Genomic DNA, 8,003 nt, shown 5'->3' on the forward strand with positions numbered 1-8,003 from the left:
CTGATAGCAGACAATAAAAATATAGAAGGCTGGGTCAGTTTTGTTTAGTAACTGTATCATGTTGATTAAACCTGAATTTCCTTTCAAACTAACAGGTCTTGCAAAATGTAGGTGGGTAATACCATTTGTGTAGTATAACAAGGAATACAATGAAACAGTGCAGCAATGGTAGCATAATCTGGTTGGCTAGCTTGGCTATACTCCTGATTTCTAATAATGTTGTATCAACACCAGTGGAGAATACTGTCAATATGTTGAAATCCCCTCCAGTTGCCAAGCAGCAGCCCAAAATGTTAAAAGTTCATGGTGAGGAGCGAGTAGATCCTTACTTTTGGTTACGGGATGATGAGAGAAAGGCTCAACCTGTACTTGACTATTTACAGGCAGAGAATAACTATACTCAAACAAGCTTAAAACCTGTCTCGCATTTACAGGAACAGCTTTATCAGGAAATGATTGGCCGATTAGAAAAGGACGACAGTAGTGTACCTTATCAGCGGGGAGATTACTGGTATTACAGTCGCTTTGAAGGGGATGATGAGTACGAGAAGCTGTGTCGACGAAAAGGACATTTAACTGCCACGGAAACTATTATCTTAGACTTGAACCAACGCGCTGAGCCCTATAATTACTATCAGCTGGGAGAGGCTGAAGTCAGCTTTAATCAACAGCTGTTGGCTTTTTCAGAGGATACCCAGGGGCGCAGACAATATAGTATCCATATAAAAAGCTTAACAACGGGTAAATTGCTGACTGATGAGTTAACCGGCACCTCTGGTGATATTGCCTGGGCCAGTGATAATAAAACGCTGTTTTATACACGCAAGCACCCAAAAACCTTATTACCTTATCAGGTATATCGGCATGAGCTAGGTACTGATCAAAAACAAGATCAACTGGTGTATGAAGAAACTGATAATCAGTTTTATATTTCCCTTTATACAACTAAATCTCACCAATATGTAGTGATTGAATTAACTAGCACCCGCACTAGTGATATTAAACTGATAGATGCAAATAACCCTCTGGCTAAGCCTGTTTCATTTGTTAGTCGAGAGTCTGGTCATGAATATGAGGTTGTTGATGTTGCAGATAAGTTTTTTATTCGAACTAACTGGCAGGCAGAAAATTTTCGATTAATGACTGTAGATAAGCGCCATATGGGGGATAAGCAAGTATGGCAAGAAGTGGTTCCTCATCGGGCTGATATCTTTCTGGAAGATTTAGAAGCATTTAAAGGTTTTTTGGTTATTGCAGAGCGTACTAATGGTTTGCTGCAGCTTAGAATACGCCAGTTGAGTGATAATAAAGACCATTATTTAGACTTTGGTGAACCAGCTTATACAGCTTACATAGGCCATAATGAAGAATTGGATACAGAAATCCTTCGCTTTGGTTATTCTTCTCTGACTACACCTGACTCTGTATTCGACTACAATATGCGTACACGTCAGAAAGTACTGTTGAAGCAGGATAAAGTCGTCGGTGCTTTCAAACCTTCGCTTTATCAATCAGAGCGGTTGATGGTGGCTGCTAGAGATGGAACAAAAGTGCCTGTCTCACTAGTTTACCGTAAAGGATTTCGCCGTCAGGCTGGACACCCATTATTAATTTATGGCTATGGGGCTTATGGCAGTTCATTAGATCCTTTTTTCAGTTCTGCCCGATTAAGTTTGCTGGATAGAGGTGTTGTTTATGCCTTGGCCCATGTTCGTGGTGGTGAAGACCTAGGTCGTCAATGGTATGAAGCGGGTAGACTTGATCATAAGTTGAATAGCTTTAATGACTTTATTGATGTCACTCGTTATTTAGTTTCAGCAGGCTATGGTGCGGCAGATAATGTGTTTGCTATGGGAGGAAGTGCCGGTGGTTTGTTAGTGGGGGCTGTTGCGAATATGGCGCCTGAATTATATCGAGGTATTGTGGCTGAGGTGCCGTTTGTGGATGTATTAACCACGATGTTGGATGAGACAATTCCACTCACCACGAATGAATATGAAGAATGGGGTAACCCTCATGAGCGTCATGCTTATGAATACATTAAGTCTTACTCTCCCTACGATAATATTACCCGACAAGCGTATCCTAATATGTTGATAACAGCAGGGTTGCATGACTCACAAGTGCAGTATTGGGAGCCAGCCAAATGGGTAGCTAAACTTCGCCAGCATGACACCAGCAATAATCAAATCCTGTTGTATACCGAAATGGAAGCAGGACACAGCGGGGTATCAGGTCGCTATCAAGCTTATCGTGAATTAGCTATGGAATATGCGTTTGTTTTACATCATGCAGGTGTGGATGATTAGGTGAGCTAAATATTTCTCTTTTGTGTCTGTTTGTAGGCCCACTTTTTCATGACTAATTTGTCAGTTTTCTAGCTTTTGCTACAAAAATGCGCTTTTAAACTACTACAAAAACGTTCTTAACCATCCGTCCTACCTGGCTTTGCCTTCTTAGGCACTTTGCTACAAATATGAGGTGACGGATGCGTAATATGTTCTTACGAAACTCTTCTTATTACTTCAGAAAGGTACTTCCTGAAGACTTAAGGCATACCTTTGGTAAACGGGAGATTTTCTTCTCTTTACAGACTAAGTCGAAGCGGTTAGCCAGCTCAAAAGCAGCCGCTATTATTGGGGCTGTTGATGCTGCTATCTATGAAATGCGGGGGTTACCTGATGTTGCTCGTAGATAAGCTGTAAGTGAAGAGCTTGAAGCTGCTCAATGAGAGTATGCAGCGGATAGACTTTAGTTTCGTAAGGAAGCTTCTGGTTTAACTTATTCTGGCTCCCTCAGTTAATCTTGAGGGGCCTTAAGTGAATGTTGAAGTGTTTTTTATATTTCTGCCAATCAAAAGCTGTGGTCAAAATCGATATCATATAAATCAACCCAATTAAGCCTGGGGTGTTTTTGGTGATTATCTAGGAAGTGCTCTATTATATCCCAGGCCATATCACGGGAGAGATAACAACAAGTAGGAACTCGCATAGGCTCGCCGCCAACAGTATGCTCAACTACTGAAAAACTCTGGGCTTCGCTGTAAGGGACCTCATAATCAGGATGAAACATAACAAAGAAGCCGTGAGGCTCATCAGCAAAAAATATTAATCGGTCATCAACCCCTTCTATTTCTATCCCTGAATCACCACTGCCTTTCTTCCAATAATCAGCGGACTCACCAAGTACAATAGTTTTCAAAAAGTCCTTGCTCGGATTTTCAATATCATCACCAGTAGGTGGGTAGTATAAGGTTAATGAGACCACCTTAATCCAGCCAGAAAGTTAAAAACTGTGGGAAGCTTTCAAAGGTCCTGGTATCAACATAATTTTCAGATAAATAACGCCAAACAACCTCACCCGCTCTTGGGTGTCCCTCACAAAATAATGCAACATAAGACTCGCCATTATCTTGAACAATAACAGCGTTGGAGTCTAATGCCTGCATACCTTCTTCAGAAAACTTTTCGTTGCGCCTATCTTTTGTGAACTCTATAAGTGATACATAATCATCTAACTCGGACGGACACACTCCATTAATACATATCCCATCACCCAACATGAAGCCAAAGCGCCGCAAAAAATCAGCATAATATTCAGGTAATTTAACCTGCAAGGTGTTCTCAATATGTTTTATTTCTTCTGTAGTAGCTCCTCGTCCCAGGTCTTTATAATAAGGTTTTTGCTGTAATTCTTGATAAATTTCATTCAAGGTTATGCGTTGAGTCATTGGGGTCTATACCTCTTTCCTTTAATACTTTCCGATACGGGTTTTTGCCGTTTTCATATCTATGCAGTTTTTTAGTGCTATCTTGATGTACTTTCTTTTGAATCACCCGTAGGTTATCGTAACGGTTATCTCCACCTCTAAAAAGCGGTTTCATATGGTGTACATCGTAACGCTTTGGCAATCGTCCATCTTCTCTAGCTAGCTTTAATTCAAGGGGGCTAAGTATCCGCTTGGCTTGATTAGAGTTGTTAGCCCAATGCTTAATAAATGCCTTCTTATCATGACTTTCAAATTGTTGCCTTAGCCGTTCATGTGGTGGAATACCTACTTTTTGATAACGATTAAGTTCTGGGTTTTTAGGAGAGGGTTTCAACGCATAATTAGCATTATTTTTATAACTGAAGACCTGCTCCCGGATAAGCTTTTTAGTGTCCCCCTCAATGCTTATCCCATCCCGAGTATAGCTATTTCTCCCTTTCTTATCGCCTTTCCCCCTGCCTCTGGTAGACCCAATAGCTCCACCTAAAGCTCCCATTTCAGCAGCCATGCCCATGACATTCCCAGTCTCTTGGGCTTCCTGCATAGCGGCGTCAGGACCATACTGAGCAAGGAGCTTTTTAATGTAGGCTAATTGGTTTAGTTGGGGATTATTGTCGCTGGCATCTCTTCTTAGCCCTTGCCTGACAGCTTCGCCCCTGTCGTACATGTGGCTATCAGGACCAACATATAAGCCCGAAGCGCCACCACTATGCATAATGGCCCAGTCTTCCCCAGCCATGTCCTTTTGAGGCAATGTCTCACTTCGTCTCAGTATGGGAATGCCAGGATAACCCCAGGCTTCAGGTTTAAGCCCTTGAATATACGTCAGCCACCTTATGTCACCTTTTGTTGGGTTAGCGGTATCAATCGGGCTGCTAATGCCTTGGTCAGCTAATAGGGCGCTATGAATCTGTTCTAAGCGGAGTATCCGGGCTTTTGGGTCTTTAATCTGTAAGGCTTTATTACCCTGCTCCTGTATCCTTTCAGCGTAGGACACATCACTTTCACCAGGGCGCCGGGCTAAATGTATGTCGTACTGGTTGTATGGCTGTATCTCAGGGTATTCAACAGTAACTTGCTTGACGTGCTCAGGTAGGGGAATGTGTTTATTGCCCCTATCATCCAAGTTGCCAGTATCAAGGAGCTGACCACTAGCAGCGTCTTTAACAACATAGACCTCACCAGCCAATCCCTTTTCGTTCTGGTCTACGAGTTGTATTTTTACCCAGTTCTTGGGCTTCTCCTGCTCCTTCTTTACTTCTCCTTGAATAGTCCCATTATTAACCGCAGCGTTAAACCCAAGGCCTGAAGAGTCTAGGTCTCCGAAGTAGTGCATACCCTTATTGCCGTCTAGCTCTGGCCTTGCTGGATCCTGCTGAAAGGCGTACTTCATGCCTTGGAAAGCGACAAGATTAAAGTCAGAAGGAGATATACTACTACCGCCAGGAGTTCCTGTAATAGCCGTAGAGCTAGCCTCAATTACTCCGCCATGACTCGTCACACTGCCAAGTACTGCAACTGGTTTATTGTCTACGTTCAGCCAACCAAGGCCGGTGACTATGGTGGCGCCGCAAGCTGTCTTATCGCCCACTCGGGCAACTGGGAACCCATCTACAAGCGTGTTTGAGGAACCTTCTACAACTGTATTATCACCACAGAGAGGACAGCTATGCTTATCCCCAACCTTTGCCAAATCTGCCACTGCTACATGCTTCCTTACAACTCAATGAACAACAGGAGCAGTGGAGTCTATCAGGGTTTTAGGTGGGCTTTGTTTTTGATGGGTAACTTTGTGAGGTGCATTGGGTTAGGTGTTTTTGTGTCGTGAATAGTTAACCTTATCAGCGAGATATACAACGAGAGAGCTTAAGTGGAGTTAAGCGGTTTAAAGGTCAGCAGACTGAAGGTTAAGACTTCTTGTCCTATAGTTAACTGGCGGGCGGTGTGTAAGTTGTAAAAGTAAGAATTAAATCGCCTATTTTCAATAGAGTGTGAACATATTTTTGCGTAAAAAGTGCAATGGAACTTTGCGAGGCACAGATGATGACGGACTGGAGGTTTTGGTCATTTCTTGTAGCTTGTGTTGCTCTAATTCTTTCTCAGCTACCTCCACTCAGGGTTTTGCTTAAGAAAGCTAAGCTTGATTTAGAATTATATTCCAGAATACTTTTATACCATAAGGTAGGTAATCCTAATGTGCTAGTCCATTTGCTGTTACGCAATGTAGGAGGAAGCGCAGTAAGAATAAAAAAAATACAACTGGATATTAGCCGTGATGGAGAAAAGGTCATTTCCCTTCCTGCACAGACCTATATTCCGGATGTGACGAAGACTCTTCAGAGCGTAATATTAGCTAGCTTTACATTAAAGCCGGAAGATGAATGGTCTTATCATGTCAACTTTCTAAATTATTTTAAGCGGGATGAAGATAAAAAATATCGAGATGCAGAGTTAAGTCTAAAAGATGAGATACTCAAGAAAAAAGAAAGCGTCCCTCAAAATACTTTGGTCTATGCTAGTGAAAATTTAGTTCTACCTTTTAAAGAAATATTTAATTCAAAATATGTATGGCTACCAGGAGAGTATAAAGTTACATTTACAGTAATAACAGATAACACGAAGGTAAATATACAAAAAACATACAGATTTATTCTTTTTGAATCTCAGTCTGATGAAATGAAGTCATATGTAGATGATTATAAAACTGGTGATGGGATTTATTTTGACTCGGCAAAACACAGTGGAATATCTGTCGAGCTCGAAGAAGTCAATAATGACTCACTATAATTACTACTTCTTTTTGATTTATACAAAATAATTTTCAGTAAAAATTCTGTCAGCTCTTTTTGAATATAGACCGAACCAAAATCCCCCCGTAGGGGGTGTCCATCACTCTAAGTTTAGTCATTAATAACCTTTCCTTTAGTCACATCTCGATGACATTTATTAGACGTTAACCTGTCAATTAATTTGAAAATGGCTTTACACTCAATAGTAATGAACCAGAACAGGGTATTTTTAGTGCTACATCTGGTGATAATACAAATATCAACGAGTCAGGCCTTTACTCAGCTATATTCAGGAGCAGGAAGGAAGAAGCCAAAGCCTATCATCTAGCCCAGGACACAATTAAGCGACAGGAGAAGGAAGTTAAGGAGCTACAGCAGACAATAATAAACATGGAGCCTAAAGCACTCTTTGTAGATAAATATGTGATGACTAAGGGCACCTACGCGCTAAGAGATGTAGCTAATCAGTTAAGAATTAGACCGAATAAGTTTAATCAGCTGCTACGGCAAGATAAGGTGCTGTACAACAAGCGAGGACAACGGAATGTACCTTATCAGTATTATTTGGCTAGGGGTTACTTCTGCTTAAAGCTTGGAGTAGATGAGGAAGCCGGGAGGGAACCAGGGTGACAAATAAGGACTTATCCTGGCTTACAAAGAACTACGAGCACATGAAAGGCCAGTTATAAATAATTAATCCTTTTGTCTTGGTCCACTTATTAATAGAGCCTCAGCTAATCCTGGGGCACCTTAATAGCAATTGCCATCAAAATACCCCAGGAAACTCTCTTATTGCAGGTTAATAATATTCACTGTGACCTCTTTTAAATACTCACCACTCGCAGGGGATATATTTACTAGAAACTGGCTTTCCTCAAATCTAGCATTTGAAACCTTGCCTTCATTGTTATTTGTAGTAATAGATAAATCAAAGCCACCTAAAACCAAGTTATCTTTATGGTCAACAAGGACACAATGTCCATCAAGCCCTTGGATTTTCATAGCAAACCAGGATACATCACTAATTCCTCCTAATGACCAGCACTGAGTACTGTTTTCACTTGCAGGTATTGGGAAAGGAGCTAGTTTGTGGTCGCAGTGAAAAACTATTTCATTAGGATAATTGGTACTACACAGCGTTATTCCGGCTAGTGCGTTTCCTGAAAGCAGACTTGTAGTGAGTAAAGCAAGCGTTGTTTTTTTAAGCATTTTAGAAACCCTAAAATTAAACTCCATTTTATTGCACTTTATTAGTACTTTTTGATGTTAACAACAAGAAAAGTTAGACACAATACAGCTTAATACAAAAGCGCAAACCTAAAGATAACTCTCATTATCTCCTTAACTGAAAGGACCTCAATCAATAAATAATTTAGGCTCTATATGGATTCCTGGGGGACTATGTTAGCAGGCAAAAAGCTGTATACTCGAGCATTCATAATGGA

Annotated in this window: 8 protein-coding genes; 4 read left to right on the forward strand and 4 right to left on the reverse strand. The window is 41.0% G+C overall.

Translation table 11 applies throughout. The annotated features are described in order from the left end of the window. The first annotated feature begins 149 nt into the window (after nucleotides 1-149). Both ORQ98_RS25730 and ORQ98_RS25735 read left to right on the forward strand, forming a co-directional pair. Nucleotides 150-2,309 (forward strand): S9 family peptidase, encoded by a 2,160-nt coding sequence (locus ORQ98_RS25730; protein ID WP_274691696.1) that lies wholly within the window; start codon nucleotides 150-152, stop codon nucleotides 2,307-2,309. Nucleotides 2,310-2,488: 179 nt separating this feature from the next. Beyond that, nucleotides 2,489-2,698 (forward strand): DUF6538 domain-containing protein, encoded by a 210-nt coding sequence (locus ORQ98_RS25735; RefSeq protein ID WP_274691697.1) that lies wholly within the window; start codon nucleotides 2,489-2,491, stop codon nucleotides 2,696-2,698. Nucleotides 2,699-2,853: 155 nt separating this feature from the next. Here the strand turns inward: ORQ98_RS25735 and ORQ98_RS25740 are convergent, their stop codons facing one another. The 3 genes from ORQ98_RS25740 to ORQ98_RS25750 form a co-directional block, all read right to left on the reverse strand. Next, a complete protein-coding gene (locus ORQ98_RS25740; protein WP_274691698.1) occupies nucleotides 2,854-3,201 on the reverse strand; it encodes a hypothetical protein in 348 nt (115 codons plus the stop codon). Nucleotides 3,202-3,268: 67 nt separating this feature from the next. Beyond that, nucleotides 3,269-3,730: an SMI1/KNR4 family protein gene (locus ORQ98_RS25745; RefSeq protein ID WP_274691699.1), complete on the reverse strand. Its 462-nt coding sequence runs from the start codon at nucleotides 3,728-3,730 to the stop codon at nucleotides 3,269-3,271. Continuing rightward, nucleotides 3,705-5,471, reverse strand: a complete 1,767-nt coding sequence (locus tag ORQ98_RS25750) for a PAAR domain-containing protein (protein ID WP_274691700.1) — start codon at nucleotides 5,469-5,471, stop codon at nucleotides 3,705-3,707. The genes ORQ98_RS25745 and ORQ98_RS25750 overlap by 26 nt, the downstream gene beginning before the upstream one ends. 338 nt (nucleotides 5,472-5,809) lie before the next feature. Here ORQ98_RS25750 and ORQ98_RS25755 point away from each other — a divergent pair, with 338 nt between their 5' ends. Both ORQ98_RS25755 and ORQ98_RS25760 read left to right on the forward strand, forming a co-directional pair. Beyond that, the gene (locus ORQ98_RS25755; protein WP_274691701.1) at nucleotides 5,810-6,556 is read left to right on the forward strand and encodes a hypothetical protein; all 747 of its coding nucleotides are present in this window, start codon (nucleotides 5,810-5,812) and stop codon (nucleotides 6,554-6,556) included. Nucleotides 6,557-6,942: 386 nt separating this feature from the next. Then, complete coding sequence (locus tag ORQ98_RS25760) at nucleotides 6,943-7,188, forward strand: phage antirepressor KilAC domain-containing protein (protein WP_274691703.1); 246 nt, start codon at nucleotides 6,943-6,945, stop codon at nucleotides 7,186-7,188. Nucleotides 7,189-7,347: 159 nt separating this feature from the next. Here ORQ98_RS25760 and ORQ98_RS25765 read toward each other — a convergent pair whose 3' ends face one another. Further along, a complete protein-coding gene (locus ORQ98_RS25765; protein ID WP_274691702.1) occupies nucleotides 7,348-7,767 on the reverse strand; it encodes a hypothetical protein in 420 nt (139 codons plus the stop codon). Nucleotides 7,768-8,003: the final 236 nt, after the last annotated feature.

Source organism: Spartinivicinus poritis (assembly GCF_028858535.1).
In the GTDB taxonomy this organism is placed as follows: Bacteria; Pseudomonadota; Gammaproteobacteria; order Pseudomonadales; family Zooshikellaceae; genus Spartinivicinus; species Spartinivicinus poritis.

What these genes read in the sequence shown, in the direction of transcription:
- ORQ98_RS25745 (WP_274691699.1), bottom strand. Translation starts at nt 3,730, where the DNA reads ATGACTCAACGCATAACCTTGAATGAAATTTATCAAGAATTACAGCAA.
- ORQ98_RS25735 (WP_274691697.1), top strand. Translation starts at nt 2,489, where the DNA reads ATGCGTAATATGTTCTTACGAAACTCTTCTTATTACTTCAGAAAGGTA.
- ORQ98_RS25730 (WP_274691696.1), top strand. Translation starts at nt 150, where the DNA reads ATGAAACAGTGCAGCAATGGTAGCATAATCTGGTTGGCTAGCTTGGCT.
- ORQ98_RS25765 (WP_274691702.1), bottom strand. Translation starts at nt 7,767, where the DNA reads ATGCTTAAAAAAACAACGCTTGCTTTACTCACTACAAGTCTGCTTTCA.
- ORQ98_RS25755 (WP_274691701.1), top strand. Translation starts at nt 5,810, where the DNA reads ATGATGACGGACTGGAGGTTTTGGTCATTTCTTGTAGCTTGTGTTGCT.